19 protein-coding genes are annotated in these 16,723 nt (G+C 70.2%); 11 read left to right on the top strand and 8 right to left on the bottom strand.

The annotated features are described in order from the left end of the window. Positions 1-32 precede the first annotated feature (32 nt). Genes AB0M56_RS34835 through AB0M56_RS34825 form a run of 3 tightly spaced genes read right to left on the bottom strand, consistent with a single transcriptional unit; the run spans position 33 to position 2,652 of the window. Positions 33-1,628 (bottom strand): chloride channel protein, encoded by a 1,596-nt coding sequence (locus AB0M56_RS34835; RefSeq protein ID WP_364184201.1) that lies wholly within the window; start codon positions 1,626-1,628, stop codon positions 33-35. After that, the gene (locus AB0M56_RS34830; RefSeq protein WP_364184198.1) at positions 1,625-2,083 is read right to left on the bottom strand and encodes a MarR family transcriptional regulator; all 459 of its coding nucleotides are present in this window, start codon (positions 2,081-2,083) and stop codon (positions 1,625-1,627) included. The genes AB0M56_RS34835 and AB0M56_RS34830 overlap by 4 nt, the downstream gene beginning before the upstream one ends. A gap of 59 nt (positions 2,084-2,142) precedes the next feature. After that, positions 2,143-2,652 carry a GNAT family N-acetyltransferase gene (locus AB0M56_RS34825; RefSeq protein ID WP_364184195.1) on the bottom strand — a complete coding sequence of 170 codons (510 nt, stop codon included), beginning with the start codon at positions 2,650-2,652 and terminating at the stop codon, positions 2,143-2,145. A 468-nt stretch (positions 2,653-3,120) separates the two neighbouring features. Between AB0M56_RS34825 and AB0M56_RS34820 the strand changes: the two genes are divergently transcribed. Beyond that, the gene (locus AB0M56_RS34820) at positions 3,121-4,194 is read left to right on the top strand and encodes a reverse transcriptase family protein (RefSeq protein WP_364184192.1); all 1,074 of its coding nucleotides are present in this window, start codon (positions 3,121-3,123) and stop codon (positions 4,192-4,194) included. Between the two features lie 2 nt (positions 4,195-4,196). Further along, entirely contained in the window at positions 4,197-4,613 is a 417-nt protein-coding gene (locus AB0M56_RS34815; protein ID WP_364184189.1) for a cupin domain-containing protein, read from the top strand. 7 nt (positions 4,614-4,620) lie between these two features. Here AB0M56_RS34815 and AB0M56_RS34810 read toward each other — a convergent pair whose 3' ends face one another. Continuing rightward, the gene (locus AB0M56_RS34810; protein ID WP_364184186.1) at positions 4,621-5,109 is read right to left on the bottom strand and encodes a hypothetical protein; all 489 of its coding nucleotides are present in this window, start codon (positions 5,107-5,109) and stop codon (positions 4,621-4,623) included. 366 nt (positions 5,110-5,475) lie between these two features. Between AB0M56_RS34810 and AB0M56_RS34805 the strand changes: the two genes are divergently transcribed. Together AB0M56_RS34805 and AB0M56_RS34800 are read left to right on the top strand one after the other, a co-directional pair. After that, positions 5,476-7,125: an amidohydrolase gene (locus tag AB0M56_RS34805; protein ID WP_364184183.1), complete on the top strand. Its 1,650-nt coding sequence runs from the start codon at positions 5,476-5,478 to the stop codon at positions 7,123-7,125. Between the two features lie 136 nt (positions 7,126-7,261). Next, positions 7,262-7,459, top strand: a complete 198-nt coding sequence (locus AB0M56_RS34800; protein WP_364184181.1) for a hypothetical protein — start codon at positions 7,262-7,264, stop codon at positions 7,457-7,459. Between the two features lie 2 nt (positions 7,460-7,461). Here the strand turns inward: AB0M56_RS34800 and AB0M56_RS34795 are convergent, their stop codons facing one another. Beyond that, positions 7,462-7,656, bottom strand: a complete 195-nt coding sequence (locus AB0M56_RS34795) for a hypothetical protein (RefSeq protein WP_364184178.1) — start codon at positions 7,654-7,656, stop codon at positions 7,462-7,464. Positions 7,657-7,727: 71 nt separating this feature from the next. Further along, positions 7,728-8,699: a magnesium transporter CorA family protein gene (locus tag AB0M56_RS34790; RefSeq protein ID WP_364184175.1), complete on the bottom strand. Its 972-nt coding sequence runs from the start codon at positions 8,697-8,699 to the stop codon at positions 7,728-7,730. Positions 8,700-8,835: 136 nt separating this feature from the next. On the opposite strand from AB0M56_RS34790, the gene AB0M56_RS34785 reads away from it, so the two are divergent. Next, positions 8,836-9,825, top strand: coding sequence for an MCE family protein (locus tag AB0M56_RS34785; protein WP_364184173.1), 990 nt, complete (start codon positions 8,836-8,838; stop codon positions 9,823-9,825). Here AB0M56_RS34785 and AB0M56_RS34780 read toward each other — a convergent pair. After that, positions 9,822-10,715, bottom strand: coding sequence for a class I SAM-dependent methyltransferase (locus tag AB0M56_RS34780; protein WP_364184170.1), 894 nt, complete (start codon positions 10,713-10,715; stop codon positions 9,822-9,824). The genes AB0M56_RS34785 and AB0M56_RS34780 overlap by 4 nt on opposite strands. A 322-nt stretch (positions 10,716-11,037) precedes the next feature. Then, positions 11,038-11,958 (bottom strand): PAC2 family protein, encoded by a 921-nt coding sequence (locus AB0M56_RS34775; protein ID WP_364184167.1) that lies wholly within the window; start codon positions 11,956-11,958, stop codon positions 11,038-11,040. A 179-nt stretch (positions 11,959-12,137) separates the two neighbouring features. Here AB0M56_RS34775 and AB0M56_RS34770 point away from each other — a divergent pair, with 179 nt between their 5' ends. From AB0M56_RS34770 to AB0M56_RS34745, 6 genes are all read left to right on the top strand, one after another. Beyond that, the gene (locus AB0M56_RS34770; RefSeq protein ID WP_364184164.1) at positions 12,138-12,641 is read left to right on the top strand and encodes a PH domain-containing protein; all 504 of its coding nucleotides are present in this window, start codon (positions 12,138-12,140) and stop codon (positions 12,639-12,641) included. Between the two features lie 74 nt (positions 12,642-12,715). Then, complete coding sequence (locus AB0M56_RS34765) at positions 12,716-14,170, top strand: PH domain-containing protein (protein WP_364184276.1); 1,455 nt, start codon at positions 12,716-12,718, stop codon at positions 14,168-14,170. 186 nt (positions 14,171-14,356) lie between these two features. After that, on the top strand, positions 14,357-15,052 hold the full coding sequence (locus tag AB0M56_RS34760; RefSeq protein WP_354877998.1) for an IclR family transcriptional regulator C-terminal domain-containing protein: 696 nt from the start codon (positions 14,357-14,359) through the stop codon (positions 15,050-15,052). 16 nt (positions 15,053-15,068) lie between these two features. Beyond that, entirely contained in the window at positions 15,069-15,563 is a 495-nt protein-coding gene (locus tag AB0M56_RS34755; RefSeq protein ID WP_364184161.1) for a GNAT family N-acetyltransferase, read from the top strand. 152 nt (positions 15,564-15,715) lie between these two features. After that, positions 15,716-15,913, top strand: a complete 198-nt coding sequence (locus tag AB0M56_RS34750; RefSeq protein ID WP_220243923.1) for a hypothetical protein — start codon at positions 15,716-15,718, stop codon at positions 15,911-15,913. Continuing rightward, on the top strand, positions 15,892-16,317 hold the full coding sequence (locus AB0M56_RS34745; protein WP_364184159.1) for a VOC family protein: 426 nt from the start codon (positions 15,892-15,894) through the stop codon (positions 16,315-16,317). Before AB0M56_RS34750 ends, AB0M56_RS34745 begins: the two co-directional genes overlap by 22 nt. Positions 16,318-16,723: the final 406 nt, after the last annotated feature.

The raw sequence follows: 16,723 nt of genomic DNA, 5'->3' as shown, positions 1-16,723 counted from the left end.
ACACTGTCAAGATCGCGACGTGCGCGGGGCTGTCAGTCCGGGACCACGACCCGCATCGGCAGCACGCGCTCGCGATGGTGCTCCTCGTGCAGGTCACGTCTGCGCGCGTGCAGCAGCTGCGCGAGGGTGACGACACCGAGGACCTTTTCCGGGTCCTCGCGGTCCACCACGCGGGCGCGGGTGACGTGGCCGAGCGCGAGCTTGTTGGCGACCTCGCGCAGCGTCTCGTCGGGGAACGCGGTGACGCGCGCGGGCGCGGCCGGTCCCGGCGTCATCACCTCGTGCACGAAGAACGTCTCCAACGGGTCGGTCGTGTACTCACGCGTGAGGTGCAAGCGCCGCCGCGCGATCTTCTCCGTGAGCACGGAACGCTTCAGCAGCAACACGGACAAGGCGTACGCCGACACCGAGGCGACCACGAGCGGCAGCAGGTAGCTCCACGCGTGGGTGAGCTCGAGTGTGAAGACGATGCCGGTCAGCGGCGAGCGCATCACGCCACCGACCACGGCGGCCAGCCCGCACGTCGCCCAGAACCCGGCCGCGACGTGCGGCAGCAGCGCTCCCTCGGCCGCACCCAGCGCGGCGCCGATCATGAACACCGGCGCCAGCACGCCGCCGGACGTGCCGGAGCCCAGTGACAGGGCCCAGATCAGCGTCTTGACCACCAGGATGCCCACGATCAGCTGCGTGGTGGCCTGGCCGGTGAGCAGCTGGTCGATCACGTCGTAACCCACGCCCAGCGCGTGCGGCTCGACCAGCCCGCCCGCGCCGATGATCAGGCCACCGATCGCCGGCCACCACATCCAGTGCACGGGCACGCGCGCGAACAGGTCCTCGGCGAAGTAGACGAGCGCCGTCGCCCCGATCGCCAGCAGGCCGCCGGTGATGCCGGGGATCAGCGCCAGCCCGTCGGCCAGCGGCCCGGTGCTCTGCGGCGCCTGCACCCCGAACACCGGCCCGGTGCCGAGGAGGTAGCCGCGCAGCACGGTGCTCACCGCGACGGCCCCCGCAACCGGCACCAGGCTGCGCGGGCGCCACTCGAACAGCAGCAGCTCCACCGCCAGCAGGATCGAGGCGAGCGGCGCGTTGAACGTCGCCGCCATGCCACCCGCGGACCCCGCGACCAGCAACGTCTTGCGCTCGTCCGCACTGAGTTTCAGCAGCTGCGCGAGGATCGACCCGACGGCGCCACCGGTCATGATGATCGGCCCCTCGGCCCCGAACGGTCCCCCCGTCCCGATGCTCACCGCCGCCGACACGGGCTTGAGCAACGCCACCCGCGGCGCCACACGGCTCTCGCCCGTGAGGATGGCCTCGATCGCCTCCGGCATGCCGTGGCCACGGATCTTTTCCGAGCCGTACCGCGCCATCACGCCGATCACCAGCCCACCGACGACCGGCGCGACCAACACCAGCCACCACGGGTGGTGGACCGCGCCCGGCGCCACCAGGTCCGTTGCGACGCGCTGGTAGAAGACGAGATTGGTGATCAACCCGATCAGCTTCAGCAACGCGAACGCCGCCACCGCGCTCGCCGCCCCCACGAACAGCGCGAACCCCGTGATCAGCAACATCCGCGGCCGCACGCTGAAGTCCCCCAGGTGCGCCGCCCGCCCCGGCGCGCTCACAGCCGCCCCGGCCCGGCCGACGGCACCAGCGGCGCCTTCTCCGCCGCCGCCAGCAAGTCCTCGACGCTTGCCGCTGCTTGTTGGCGTTGCTTCGGATCGAGCTGCCCCAGCAACTCCCCGAGCGCCTCATGCCTGCGCGCGAGCACGTCATCAACCACAGCCTGCCCCGCCTTCGTGACCTCAACAGTGACGACCGTGCGCCGGTGCTCGTCCTCCCCGCGCCGCACATAGCCGTGCGCCTCGAGCTTGTCCGCCAACCGCGTCACCGACGACGCGTTCACGCCCATCGCCGCCGCCAACCGCGAACACGGCACCCGCCCCACACTGGCCAACACGACCAGCAACCGAACCTGCGGAAACGTCACCCCGCGCGGCGCGGCGTGGGCGCTGTCCCACGCCACCGCGACGAGCACCCGCGTCAGCCGCTCCAGGCGTTCAAGATCGGAGTCTTGCATAGGGCAAAACTTGCTATAGGCAAGGTCTTGAGGTCAAGAGAGTCCGTGCGTGGCCCGTGTCACCCACCGGAACACACCAGGTGAACGACCTGCCCGACCCCGAAGATCTCGCGCCGCCGCCCGCTGGCCCTGAACCCCACGCGCCGATACAACGCGAGCGCCCGCTCATTGGCGACGCCGGTCCACAGCTGCAGCCGGCTCTGCCCCCGGCCCGCGGCGCGCTCTTTCAGCGCACCCAGCAACGCCGCGCCCACTCGAGCGCCCCAGCGCTCCGGCCGCACGAACACCATCGAGACGTGACACAACCCCGGCTCCACCGGCCCCCGCCCGTCTTCCGCCCGCCCCGCCTCGGCCAACACCATGCCGACGACGCACCCGCCCTCCACCGCCACGAGCACCAGTGCTTCGGGATCCGCCAACTTCTCCCGCACCCGCTCCACCCGCTCCGCCCCAGGCACCTTGCCGCGCGCGACATTGGCCGCACGCCAGCACTCCCGCGCCTCTTCAAGTTCAGCGACAGTCACCGCGACCCGAACTTCGACCATGGCCTCGTCGACTCCACGTCCCATCGCCACCTCCCACCGCAACCCGACCGCACCCCGCCGCTGCCCATCACACAACGCTGGCCGGCGCCGCTCTTGTCACCCCTCAACCACCACCCGGCAACACAACTCACCCCCCACCCTCCCGCACCTTTTCCCCGGCCGGCCCCCGATGGCTTTCCAAAATGCGATCTGACAATCAAAAATCGGGGTGCCCCACCACCCACTCATCGGGCGCAATGGTGTGCGCAGCACGCCGAGCCCGACCAACCACCCCTAGACTCGACCACCGGCGACGCGGGAGGTGAGCCCGGTGGAGAACCACCCCTTCCGGGGCAACCCCGGAACGCACCACATCACCCGATCACAGCGCCCCACGCGAGGGCGGCACGCTGCGCGTACAAGACCGCGCGGATGAACGGAGAAAGAGTCACCCCCGCGTCGCCGACCAACTCAGCCGAGCCGGGCACACCGCCCGCCCCGTCCCGCCCTGTCGTGCCGACCAACCCGGCCGAGTCGACAACACCCCTCGGCCCCCAAGAACCATGCCCCCTGGACCCTCTTCCCCCGGTCTGGCGCTGGCAAGTCCCCCGCTGGGCCAGCTTCGAATCCTGCGCCGCCGCCCTGAACCTCACCCCGGGCGAACTCTCCTGGTTCTCCGACCCCCGCCACTGGAACGACCGCGCCAACCGCACTCTCCGCCACTACCACCACCACTGGATCCCCACCTCCACCGGAGGCCTCCGCCTCATCGAGCGCCCCAAACCCCGCCTGGCGGAACTTCAACGGCGCATCCGCCGGCACGTCCTCACCGCCCTCCCGGTCCACGACGCCGCCCACGGCTTCCACCCCGGCCGCTCCATCCTCACGTGCGCGCAACCCCACGCGGGCCAGGAAAGAGTCATCCGCATGGACCTGGAGCACTTCTTCCCCACCGTCTCCGCCCGCCGGATCCGCTCTTTGCTCGAACTGGCCGGCTACCCACCCGCCGTCGCCCAGGCATTGGCCGGAATCCTCACCACAACCACGCCACCGGACGTCCTCAAGAACGCACCCAGGAAAGTCCGCGACCAACTCAAAAAGCCGCACCTGCCCCAAGGTGCACCCTCGTCCCCGGCCGTCGCGAACGTCGTCACCAACCGGCTCGACCGAAGGCTCTCGGGCCTGGCACAAAAACTCGGGGCGAACTACACCCGCTACGCCGACGACCTCGCCTTTTCAGGCGCCGCCACGCTCCCCCTCCACCGCCTGTTCCCCGGCGTCCGCAGAATCGTCGAAGACGAAGGCTTCCACCTGCGCGACGACAAAACCTCCGTCGCCGCCAAGCACCAGCGCCAGCGCGTGGCCGGCCTCGTGGTCAACACCAAACCCGCGGCCCAGCGCACCCACTACGACGACCTCCGCGCCACGCTCCACAACTGCGCGACAACCGGCCCCCAGGCGCAGAACCACGCCGGCCACCCCGATTTCCAGGCCCATCTGCGAGGTCGCATCGCCTGGATCTCCGCGACGAGCGCGCCCCGAGGTGCCAAGCTGAAAGAGCTCTTCGACCGAACCGATTGGAGCTGACTGTGGAAAACGACAACGTGTTCGACGTCCTCGCCGCCCTGGAACGGCTACCCGACACGGCCGACACGATGCTGGTCGACGAGTACTTCGTGGACAAACCCACGGCCAGCGCGCGGATCTTCCGCATCTACCGCGAACTGCCGCTGCACTACCACACGGAATGCGACGAGCACCTCTACGTGCTCAGCGGCCGCGGCACGTTCCACCTCGACGGCGAAGAGTTCGAAGCCCGCCCGGGCCTGCTGCTGCACTTCGAGAAGACCAAGGTCCACGGCTTCCCGCGGATCGGCGAGCACCCGCTCGTGGTGCTGTCGGTGGACGTGCCGAGGCGGCGCCCCGACGACGTGGTCTTCGTGGACCCGTCGCAGGGCGACGCCGGCACGTTCATGGCGCGCAACGCGCCGGAACCACCGCGCTAGCCAGGCGTCACGCCAGCAGCGGGCAGAGGGTCCGCTCGAGCTCGGCCCACGAACCGACCGGCGCCGCGCCCGGGTCGACGTCACGCGCCTGGATGTCGCCGGCGCGCTGCGCCAGGTCGAAGCGGTTCTCGCGCCACGCGTAGGCCAGCAGGTCGTCGTACTGCGTGCGGGGCAGCCAGCCCTGCTCGCGCCCGACCTCGAGCCGCATCAGGTGGAACACGAGCTCGACGCTGGCCGGGTCCAGACCACGCAACCTTCGCGCGAACCCCTGCGCCGCGTCGAGGTTGCCCTCTTGGAAGGCCGTGTAGGCCAGGAAAAGCGCTGTCGCGGCCATCACGTCGGAACGGTGCAGGCCACCTTCGGCCGCGAGGTGCGCGGCGATCCGGAAGCTGCGGCCTCCCTCACCGAAACCCCCGTCGGACTCCACCGCCTCGGCCAGCGCACGCTGCTGGCGCGTGAGGTAGTCGTCCGCCAACTCCACCCTGCTTGTTTTCATCCTCGAAACCCCTCCCCTCAGCCGAGCTTTCACCCGACTGCTCCTCTGCACAGGATGTTACGGCGGAGTGGCAGATACATCGAATGCCCCAACGCCTTCCTCCGTTAGAAGGTTGGGGAGTCACGAAGTGTGCTCAGAGGTCCGTGATTTGGTCCCTCCGGCCGACCGGATGGGGTAACTTCGGGCAAGATCACCGCGAGCGAGGGCACCATCTCGGACGAAACGTTCACTTCGGCCGATGTGGTCATCTCGCTGGTCAGTTGCAAGATCGGTCCTCTTCGGAACGCACAGATGGTTCGCGGGGGCAACGAAAATTCCCCATCCGACCCGGAGTCCTCCGTGGACTCGCCCGGCTACCGTGCAGTAATGACGACCACGGTGTTCCGCGAGGGCCGCGTCTTCACCGCCGACGCCGCGGGCACGGTCTGCTCGGCCGTCGCGGTGTCCGGCGGCCGGATCGTCGCCCTCGGCGGCGACCGCACGGTGGAGCCGTTCCTGCGCGAAGCCGACGACGTCGTGGACCTCGCCGGCGGACTCCTGCTGCCGGGTTTCGGCGACGCCCACGTGCACCCCGTGCTGGGCGGGCTCGAACGGATCCGCTGCGACCTTTCCGGCGCCGCAACCGCCGACGCGTACGCACGCATCATCGGCGAATACGCCCGCGCCCACCCCGACCGGGAATGGATCCTCGGCGGCGGCTGGGCCATGGAAGCGTTCCCGGGCGGCCGCCCGCACCGCGCCGCGCTCGACGCCGTCGTCGGCGATCGCCCCGCGCTGCTCCCCAACCGCGACCACCACTCCAGCTGGGTCAGCACGGCCGCCCTCACCCGAGCCGGGATCGACCGCGACACCCCCGACCCGGCCGACGGCCGCATCGAACGCGATGCCGACGGCGAACCCACCGGGCTCCTCCACGAAGGCGCCGCCGACCTCGTCGCCCGCGTCGCACCGGTCGACACACAGGAAGACCTCGACGCTGCCCTCGCCGAAGCCCAGCGCTACCTGCACTCCTGCGGTGTCACGAACTGGCAGGACGCCTGGGTGCCCGTGCCGGGCGACGGGCCGAACGTCCACGAGTCCTACCTGCGCGCCGACGCCGCCGGCACGCTGACCGCGAAGGTCACCGGCGCGCTGTGGTGGGACCGCTCGTGCCCGCGCGAAGCCGTCGCGGACCAGGTCGCGCGCCTCGCCGAAATCCGCGCGGCCACGGCGGCGCGGTGCCGCAACTACCGCACGCCGTCGGTGAAGGTGATGCAGGACGGCGTGGTCGAGACGTTCACCGCCGCCATGCTCGAGTCCTACCTCGACGCCCACGGCCACCCGACCGGCGACCGCGGTCTCGGTTTCCTCGACCCCGCCCTGCTCCGCGCCGTCACGACCGCCCTCGACGCCGCCGGCTTCCAGGTCCACTTCCACGCGATCGGCGACCGCGCGGTCCGCGACGTCCTCGACGCGCTCGAAGCGGCCATCGCCGACAACGGCACTTCCGACCGCCGCCACCACCTCGCCCACCTGCAGGTGGTGCACCCGTCCGACGTCGCGCGCTTCCACCGCCTCGGCGCCACGGCCAACCTGCAGGCGCTGTGGGCCGCGCACGAACCGCAGATGGACGAGCTCACGCTGCCCTTCCTCGGCTATCCCCGCGCCGCCTGGCAGTACCCGTTCGGCGATCTCGTGCGCACCGGCGCCGCGCTCGCGATGGGCAGCGACTGGCCGGTCAGCAGCCCCGATCCGCTGGCCGCGATCCACGTCGCCGTGAACCGCGTCCTGCCCGGCGCGACCACTCCGCCCTTGGGTCCGGAACAAGCGTTACCGCTCGCGACCGCGTTGCGCGCCTACACCGCGGGCAGCGCCGCGGTGAACCACCTCGACGACGGCACGGGCTCGCTCGCCGTCGGAAAGGCCGCCGACCTGGTGGTTCTCGACCGTGACCCGTTCGACGGACCGCGCCAGGAGATCGGCGCGACGCGGGTGGTCCGGACGTACGTGGCCGGAACCGAGGTCTATCGGACCTAGACATGCGCAGCCGGAGCTGTCGTTCTACCCAGGGTGAACCTGTTGCGCCGAACGGGTGACAACCGCCGCCGTCGCGTCTGAGCTGCGGCCAAACGGGTTAGCCCGACGCCACCCGACTCCGCCAGAGGAGAGCCCGATGCCGATCCGCGTGCTGATCAGCCACGAGAGCACCGCGATTCCCTGTGAGAAGTGTGGTTACCCCACGTTGCACGTCGCCCACCTCGTGACGCCCGAAGGCCAGTGCATCGGCCAAAAGCTCGTGTGCACGCTGTGCCGAGACCGGGAAGGCCAGGAGCGGGAGACGTCCGAGAAGCAGCAGCTCCCCGCCGGCTGAGATCAGGCCACTTCCCCGCGCCGGCTGTCGGCCGTGTGCAGTCCCAGCATGTCCAGCAGGAGCGCGCAGTCGTCGCCGTCGCGCGAGTTCGATGCCACGGCGCGAGTCGCTTTGCAGCGCACTTCTTGCTGGTGCGCCAGATTTTCCTCGGTCATGAGGTCCGCAGCCGGGTGCAGCCCGGCGCTGAAGTCACGCATGCCTGTTCTCCCCGAAGTGCGAGATCCCTTCTCCGCCGAACCTACCCGGGTGCGCGCGGGGTGAAACGCGATCAGAGCCAGTCGCGGCGCTTGAACGACGCGTAGAGGGCCACCGAGAGCAGCACAATGGCCACTGTGGACACCCAGAATCCGGACGTGGCCTGGAATCCCGGGTACGGCACGTTCTGCCCGTAGAACCCGGTGACCGCCGTGGGCACCGCGATGATCGCCGCCCAGCTCGTGACCTTCTTCATGATGGTGTTGAGCCGGTTGCCCTGCAGGTTCAGCTGCGTCTCGCGCACGGTCGCCACCAGGTCGCGCAACGACTCCGTCCACTCCGACGCGCGCAGCACGTGGTCGTAGACGTCCTGGAAGTACGGCATCATCACGCCGTCGACCAGGTGCTGGTCGCGGCGCATCACCGTGTTCACGACCTCGCGCATCGGCAGCACCACGCGGCGCAGAGCCGTGAGGCTCTTGCGCAGCCGGAACGAGCGCCGTTGCAGCTCACGCTGGTCGGGCCGCTCGTCGAAGACCAGGTCCTCCAGGGCTTCGATCTGGTCGTCGAGCGCCTGGACGCTGTCGAAGTGCCCGTCGACGATGTAGTCGAGCAGGCCGTGCACTAGGAACGCGACGCCGGACTTCGCGAGATCGGCCGAGGAGTCCCACCGCCGCGCCACGGCTTCGATGTCGAACCCGTCGTCCTTGCGCACGGTCACGAGCGCCTGCTTCGTGACGAACGCGGCGAGCTCCGATTTCGTGACCATGCCGGTGTCGACGTCGAAGTGCGCCGAGTACGCGATGAGGAAGGAATGCGTGTCGTAGCGGTCGAACTTCGGCCGCTGGTGTTCCTCGGCCGCGTCCTCGACGGCCAGCGCGTGGAGGCCGAGCTCTTCGGAGATCGAGGTGAGGTCGTCTTCGGTCGGCTCGCAGAAGTCGAGCCAGACGGTGGTGGCCGGGTCCTGCAGGTAGTCGGAGACCTGCTCGACCGGGAAGTTCTCTTCGACCAGCACGCCGTCGCGGTAGACCCGTGTGTGCGCCACGCCGTGCCACCTTCCGCCGGGGGTTGAACGTTTCGCCGAAAAGTACCCGCCGGCGATCTCCGCCGAACCTGCCCGGCTTCCACCGAACGTGTTGTGTGACTGGCGTCACCACGCCGCCTGCGGCACTGTTCACGCCGTGCGATCAGCCCGAGGTCCCCGCCACCCCGTCCGCACCGCGTTGGCGGGGCTCACCGTGCTGGTGCTCGGCATCGTCACCGCACTCAACGCCCGGAACCTGCCCGTGATCGGCGACGGCACCACGTACGCAGCCGAGTTCACCGAAGCCGCCGGACTCCAGAACGGCAACGACGTGCGCATCGCCGGCGTGGAGGTCGGGCGCGTGTCCGCCGTGACGCTCGACGGCGCTCGCGTGCGCGTGTCGTTCAAGGTCAAGGACGCGTGGCTCGGCAACAGCACCACTGCCGCCATCAAGCTGAAAACGGTGCTGGGCCAGAAATATCTCGCGCTCGACCCGGCGGGCGCCGGCTCGCTCGACCCGGACGTGCCGATCCCGAGTTCGCGCACCACCGTGCCCTACGACGTGCTCGACGCGTTCCGCGACCTCTCGGCCACCGTCGACCACATCGACACGACGCGGCTCGCGCGCAGCTTCGACACGCTCGCCGCGACGTTCGCCGGCACTCCCGCCGACGTCCGGACCGCGCTCGGCGGCCTCTCCCGCCTGTCGGACACCATCGCCTCCCGCGACGCGCAGCTGACCGCGCTGCTGGTCAACACTCGCACCGTGTCCTCGACGCTCGTCGACCGCGACGCAGAAGTGCGGCGCCTGCTCGCCGACGGCAACCTCCTGCTCGACGAGGTGGCCCGCCGCGAGTCCGCCATCTCCACCCTGCTCGACGGCTCGCGGCGCCTCGCCGCCCAGCTGTCCGGCCTCGTCGCCGACAACGACCACACCCTCGGCCCGACACTCGCCGGCCTCGACCGGCTCACGTCCTTGTTGCAGCGCAACCAGGATTCCCTCGCCCACGGCGTGAAAGCGCTTGTCCCGCTCCTGCGCCTCGGCACGAACCTCGCGGGCAACGGCCACTGGATCGACGGGTACCTGTGCGGCCTGGTCCTGCCGTCGATCGGGCCGCTGAACGAGCAGGGCTGCCACCCGCGTTAGGGCGTGATCTTCCTGCCCGCGTGGTCCGCCGACTCCGGCGCGGGTGCCTCGTACCCCGGCACGTGCGTGATCCGCACCGTCACCTGGTTGTCGTTGTACGTATAGGCCTCGTATGTGAACTCGACGCCCGTCTTCTCGATGTGTTCCATCCACGCGCGGTACTCGTGACGCTTCCAGCCGGGGAAGTTGAAGAACTCGTCGAAGTGCACGATGCTGCCCGGGCGCAGGCGGGGGCCGACGTTGTCGAGCACGGTTTTCGCGGAGCTGTAGAGGTCGCCGTCCACGTGGAGGAAATCGACGTGGCCCGGGTGCTTTTCCAGGAATCCCGGGAGGCTGTCGTTGAACAGGCCCACGACCAGTTCCGCACCCGGGACGTCCGGCAGGTCCTCGCGGGCGAAGGCGCCGGCAGGCATGCCGTTGAGCCACGCCTCGGGCAGTCCTTCGAAGGAGTCGAAGCCGTAGACCTCGACGCCGCCACGCGCGGCGGCGATGGTGCGCAGTGTGTTGCCCGACGCGACGCCGAACTCGAGCGCCATCCCGCCCGTCGGGGCCAGGGACAACGCGAACTTCAGCGTCTCGGGCGGGCTGCCGAAGTGGCGGGCGCCGACGAGGTTCTCGCGGGCGAAGACGTTGCTCTCGAGCGCCGCGTCCTGATCGCCGGCGTACACGATGTCGCGGCGGCTGCGGATTTCGAACTCCACCACCCGGTCGAGCAACCGGTCACCCTGGCGGACGATCTCCTCGCGGAGCTCATCGCGGATCTGGTTCAGCTGATCGGTGTACGGGTCATGCAGGCGGGTGGCCACCCGGCGCAGCACCAGGCCGGCTTTCCGCCGCAGCGCCCCGCCCAAAGTCTTTGCCGTGAAACGATCTTGGTGCGGCTGGTTCATCCCGGGACGATATACGTCAACCGGGCGTTGATTCGAGGCGGCCGGTCTACCCGCGGGTAACGGCAAGCGTCCACTGTGTACCGATCAGCGACTGTGTACCGATCAGTGGCGTGGTGGCTGCCCGTGGTCCGAACGTCACCCGCCGCACCCCTTCAGGCAGCTTGCCCGAAACCCCCTGGGCCGATCATGGGATGGTGGCGACCATGACGACACGAATGTGGTGGGCCTGGCAGACGGTCCGCTCGGCCGCGATCGCGTATCGCACCGGGCGCAGACGGGCCCGCGACTGACACCGACGCCGGCCGGGGCACCCGCCGGTTCCTCAGCGGTCCGGTGCGTCCCCGCCCTGCTCGGCCAGGAACCGTTCGAACTGCGAACCGAGTTCCTCGGCCGTCGGCATGTGCTCCTGCGACTCGGCCAGCAGGCTGTCGCGGCCCGAGGCTTCGACGAACGTGTCGTACTGGCGCTCCAGCGCGCGCACGACGTCGGCGACCTCGTCGGACTCGGCGACCTGGCGGTCGATCTCGGCGGTGGCGACCTGCGCGGCCACGCGCAGCTCACCGTCGGGCAGGTGCAGGCCGGTGGCGCGCTCGACGGACTCCAGCACCAGCAGCGCCGCCGACGGGTAGGCCGACTGCGCGAGGTAATGGGGCACGTGGGCGGCGAAGCCCATCGCGTCGTGACCCCACTCGCCGAGGCGGTACTCCAGCAGCGCCGACACGCTGCCCGGCACCTGCATACGGTTGGGCAGCGGCTGGTGGTCGCCGCCGATGAGGCTCTCGCGCGTGGCGTGGGCCGTGACGCCGAGCGGGCGGGTGTGCGGAGCGCCCATCGGGATGCCGTGGAAACCGACGGTCAAGCGCACGCCCCAGCGCTCCACCAGGCTTTTCACGGCGGTGGCGAAGCGTTCCCACTCGTGGTCGGGCTCGGGGCCGGACAGCAGCAGGAACGGCACGCCGTCGGTGTCGTGCAGGAGGCGAACGGCCAGCTCAGGAGCCTCATAGTCCTCCCAATGGTCCACCGCGTAGGTCATCGGCGGCCGCCGGGAGCGGTAGTCGATGAGGCGGTCGACGTCGAAGCGCGCGATGACGCGGTTCTCGACCTCGTTCGTCAGGTGGTCGGTGACGAGCCTGCCGGTGGAGCCCGCGTCCATGAAACCGTCGAAGAAGTGCAGGAGCACGGCTCCGTCCAGGTCGGGGACGTCCGAGTCCACCTCGTACAGTTCCTCGGGATCGAATCCCACCGGAATCCTCCTGCTGATCGCTGTCGTGCACAGGCTTAACCGGGTTCAACGCGGCACCGCCACGAATCCATCCCGCCCGCGGGCGAAATAGTAACGCCACGCACTCACCGGGGCCCCGGATCGGGGCACAGTGACACTTGTCGTGGCCACGGTCACCGCGGTTCAGGCACGCTGAGCAGGTGACCGCAGAAGAACTGAGCCTCAGCCTTCGGCCACCCGCGCACCGCGTGAGCCGCAAGGCCATCGGCCACTGGACGGCGTCGGCCGCGATCGGCTGGCTCGTCGTGATCGGCGTGCAGGCGGTGGTGGTGGCCACGAGCGACGACCCGCCGTCGTGGCTCTCGGTGACGCTCGTGCTCTGCTGCGTGCTCGGGCCGCTGCACCTGCTCGTGATGCCGCAGTGGCGCTACCGCGTGCACCGATGGGAGGTCACTTCCGACGCCGTGTACACGCAGTCCGGCTGGCTCAAGCAGGAGTGGCGGATCGCGCCGATCTCGCGGATCCAGACCGTGGACATCGAGCGCGGCCCGCTGGAGCAGCTGTTCGGGCTGGCCCGGATCACGGTGACCACGGCGTCGGCCGCGGGGCCGCTGCGGATCTCCGGCCTCGACCACGACCGCGCCGTGGCGCTGGCCGACGAGCTGACGCGCACCACGCATGCCGTGCGCGGGGATGCCACGTGAGCGCGGCGCTGCCGGCGACCACGCAGGCGTACGAAGGCACGGCGGAAGCCCCGTGGCACCGGCTCGACCTGCGGATGCTGCTGATCCGGCCAGTGCTCGACCTCGTGCGGTCGCTGCCCGTGCTCGTCGGCGCGCTCCTGCTCGGCTCGGGCAACAGCTGGCAGTGGATCGGGCTCGCGTTCACGGCTCTGACGATCGCCACCGGCATCTCGCACTGCCTCACCTCGCGCTACCGCATCACCGCGACACAGGTGGAATGGCGCACCGGCCTGCTGCTGCGCAAGCAGCGGGCCGTGCCGCGCGACCGGATCCGCACCGTCGACGTGGTGTCGGAGCCCAAGCACCGGCTGTTCTCCCTGGCCGCGGTGCGGATCGGCACCGGGCGGCATTCGCACGGGAAGGGGCCGGGCAAGGACGAACTGGTACTCGACGCCGTCACGCGCGAGGAGGCGCAACGACTTCGGACCCTGCTGCTGCACCGGAAATCGGTGCCGGCTGACGTCGTGGCGCCGCCGGAGCAGCTGGTGGCGGCCGTCGACCGGAAGTGGCTGCGGTACGCGCCGTTCACGCTGTCCGGGATCGCCGTGGTGGGGGCGATGCTCGGCACCGTCTACCACTTCGCGCACGAGCTGAACCTCGACCCGGTGCGCTACGGGCCGCTGCGCGAGCTGGCCGATCGCGTGACACAGGAACCCGTGTGGCTCACCGTGGTCACGGCGGCGATCGGCCTGCTGCTGCTCGTGTCGGTGCTTTCGGTGGGCGGCTACGTGCTGTCGTTCTGGAACTTCCGCCTCACGCGCGAGCCGGGCGGCACGCTGCACATCCGGCGGGGGCTCCTCACCACGCGGTCGGTGTCGATCGAGGAGGACCGGCTGCGCGGCGTCGAGCTGAAGGAACCGTTGCCGCTGCGGATGGCCGGCGGCGCGAAGTGCGTGGCGGTGGCCGCGGGCCTGCGCGAAGGCAAGGGCGCCGACAAGGGCGGCGGGCTGCTGCTGCCGCCCGCGCCGCTGGGACGCGCGCAGGAGGTGGCGGGCGAGGTGCTGGGCGAGGACGTCGCGGGCGCCGCGCTCGTGCGGCACCCGCGGCAGGCGTTGAACCGGCGGATCACGCGGGCGTTGACGAGCGTGCTGGTGCCGGCGGCGGCGCTGTTCCTGCTGGCGTGGGCCGGCGCGTTGCCGGACTGGCCGTGGCAGCTCGCGCTGGTGCTGGTGCCGTTCGCGGTGCTGGTGGGCTGGGACCGTTACCGCACGCTGGGCCACGCGCTGGCCGGCCGCTACCTCGTCACGCGCTCGGGTTCGCTGGCGCGCACGACGGTCGCGGTGCGGCGCGACGGGCTGACCGGGATCGTCGTCGAACGCTCGTGGTTCCAGCGGCGCGCCGGGCTCGTCACGGTGATCGCGCCGATCGCGGCGGGGCGCGGCCGCTACCACGTGGTGGACGTCGGCGAAAGCGCCGGACTCGCGCTGGCCGACGCGACGGTGCCGGGGTTGCTCACGCCGTTCCTGATTACCGGGAAACGGGCCGATTAGCCGGCCGTGATCATTCCGGTGAATTCACTGCGCGCCATTGTTCCGGCCATGTGGTAATTTACTCACCTGTCGCGTTCGCGAGTCGGGTCGCAGACCACGAAGAGGATCCGAATGCCGCCTTCCAAAGAACGCTCCGCGGGCCCGCGCCGAACGGCAGGCACAAGCAGTTCGCGCAAGGTTCTGCAGGTGCTGCTCGCGTTCTCCGAGCACCGGTGGGAAGCGAGCGTCGCGGAGCTGGCCGAGGTGATCGGCAGCCCGGTCGCCACGACTTATCGCTACGTGCAGTTGCTGAAGGAACTTCAGCTGCTCGAAGAGGCCCGCTCGGGCCGCTACCACGTGACCAGCCAGGTGATGCCGCTCGCGCGCGCCGCGCGGCTGGCCAACGACGTCGCCCGGATCGCCCGCCCGACCATGGAGGAAGCGTCGCGCGAGCTCGGCGAGACGATCTTGCTGTTCCAGCACTTCGGTGACCTGGCCGTATGCACCGATCGGGTCGAATGCGACCGCGCCATGCGGTTCACGTTCCAGCCCGGGCACTCGATCCCGCTCGGCGCGGGCGCGACCGGCAAGATGCTGCTCGCGCTGCTGCCCGACGGCGAACGCGAGCAGCGCGTCGCGGAGATCGCGCGCGAACACGGGATCGAGGTGCGCGAGGAGCTGAAGCTCGCACTGGCCAACCGCTACGCGCAGAGCTGGGGCGAGATCGAAGACGGCGTGTGGGCGTGTTCGGTGCCGGTGGAAACGGGGCGGACGCGGCCGAGCGTGCTCTCGCTCGTCGGGCCCGCCGCGCGCATCGGCGACGCCGCGCGGGCCGAGGCGATCAGCGCGTTGCAGGTGTATGCCGAGCGCATCAAGAAAGCAGTTTCGTCGTATTCGGTGTAGCGGGTAGGAATGGGGGATGATCCGGCTCGCCACCGCTGTCGACCTGCCACTGCTGGGCGAGCTCGAACGCGCGGCCGGGGGGCCGTTCCGCGACCTGGGGATGGCGGCCGTCGCGGATGACGAACCGTTTTCGGTGGCGGAGCTGGAGCCGTACCGGGTCGGCGGGCGGTGCTGGGTGGTGGATGTCTCGGGTGTCGTGGCGGGGTATCTGGTGGCGGACGTCGTGGACGGCAATGGTCACGTCGAGCAGGTGTCGGTGCTGCCGTCTTTCGCACGTCGGGGGCTGGGGCGGCAGCTGATCGAGACGGCGGCCGCGTGGACTGTTGCTCGTGGTTTGCCGGCGCTGACTTTGACGACCTTTCGTGACGTGCCGTGGAACGCTCCGTACTACGCGCGACTGGGCTTCCGGGAGCTTCTCGAGTCGTCGTGGGGCCCCTCGCTGCGCACCATCCGCGCGCATGAGGCGGCGCTCGGGCTGGACCATTGGCCGCGTCTCGCGATGATTCGCTGACCAGCGGTGTTACCCCTCCGGGGGACATGCGTCGCCCACGAGGGGGACCCGATTTGCGGGCACCTTCGAACACGTGTTCTACTGATCGAGCCGGCCCCGGAGGGGGAAGCTCCGCGGGCCGGCACTCTCGGTTTTCAGCGTTTGGAGGCAGCGTGGCAGTCAAGATCACCCACCTCACCAACGGCCAGCAGGTGCGCTTCGCCAACGCCGACGGCGCCCGCCGCTACGCCGAAATCATGGGCGGCGGCGTCGACAAGTGGGCGTTCACCGACGTGCCGGGCGAGTCCGAGCTGCCGAAAATGTCGGGGTCGGTCGTTAACGTCCCGGTATGGCGTATGACTTCCAGGTGACCGTGGACTCCGCGGAACCGCACACCCAGGCCGACTGGTGGGCTGAGACGCTCGGCTGGGCTGTCGAACCCAGCGACGAGGCCTTCATCCGCGAGATGATCGCCAAGGGCTACGCGTCGGAGGACGACACCACGGTCCACCGCGGCGCCCTGGTCTGGCGCTCGGGCGCCGCGATCTCCCACCCGGAGACGTCGCGGCGGGTCTTGTTCCAGGAGGTGCCGGAGGGCAAGACGGTGAAGAACCGCCTCCACCTCGACGTCCGCGTCGGCGGCGCGGAGAACATGGAGGAGGAGTTCGCCAAACTCCAGGCCAGGGGTGCGACGTTCCTGCACCGGGGGTCCCAGGGGCCGACCCGCTGGATCACGCTGGCGGACCCGGAGGGCAACGAATTCTGCATCGGCTGACGGTCTGGCCGGCTTCCTTCGGGAACCTCCCCGCTGCCTCTGCCCCACGCACCTCTCGCCCCGGCTCGGCTCGGCGCGGCTGGCGCGGCTGGCGCCGCTAGCGCGGGGGCAGCCGAGCCTTCGTGGTGACGGCGCCCTTGCCACCCGGACCGCCCTTGTCACTCCGCGCGGAACTTGCCACTCCACACCGGTCCACGCCACCCCGCGCGGCGCCTTGCCTTCCGGTGCGCGCCGGTGCCTTCCCGCGTGCGCCTTGCCATCCCCGTCGGCACCATGCCTTCCGGCGTCCGCCATGCCAACCCGGTCGGCGCCTCGCCATTCCGCACGGCACCATGCCATTCCGCACGGCGCCATGCCATCCCACGCGCGCCCCGCCAACCTGCACAGCACTTCGTCACTCGGACCG

Source organism: Amycolatopsis sp. NPDC051372 (assembly GCF_040682095.1).
Classification (GTDB): domain Bacteria; phylum Actinomycetota; class Actinomycetes; order Mycobacteriales; family Pseudonocardiaceae; genus Amycolatopsis.
The sequence above is the reverse complement of the archived record's forward strand: the minus strand, read 5'-3'. Positions and strand labels throughout refer to the sequence as shown.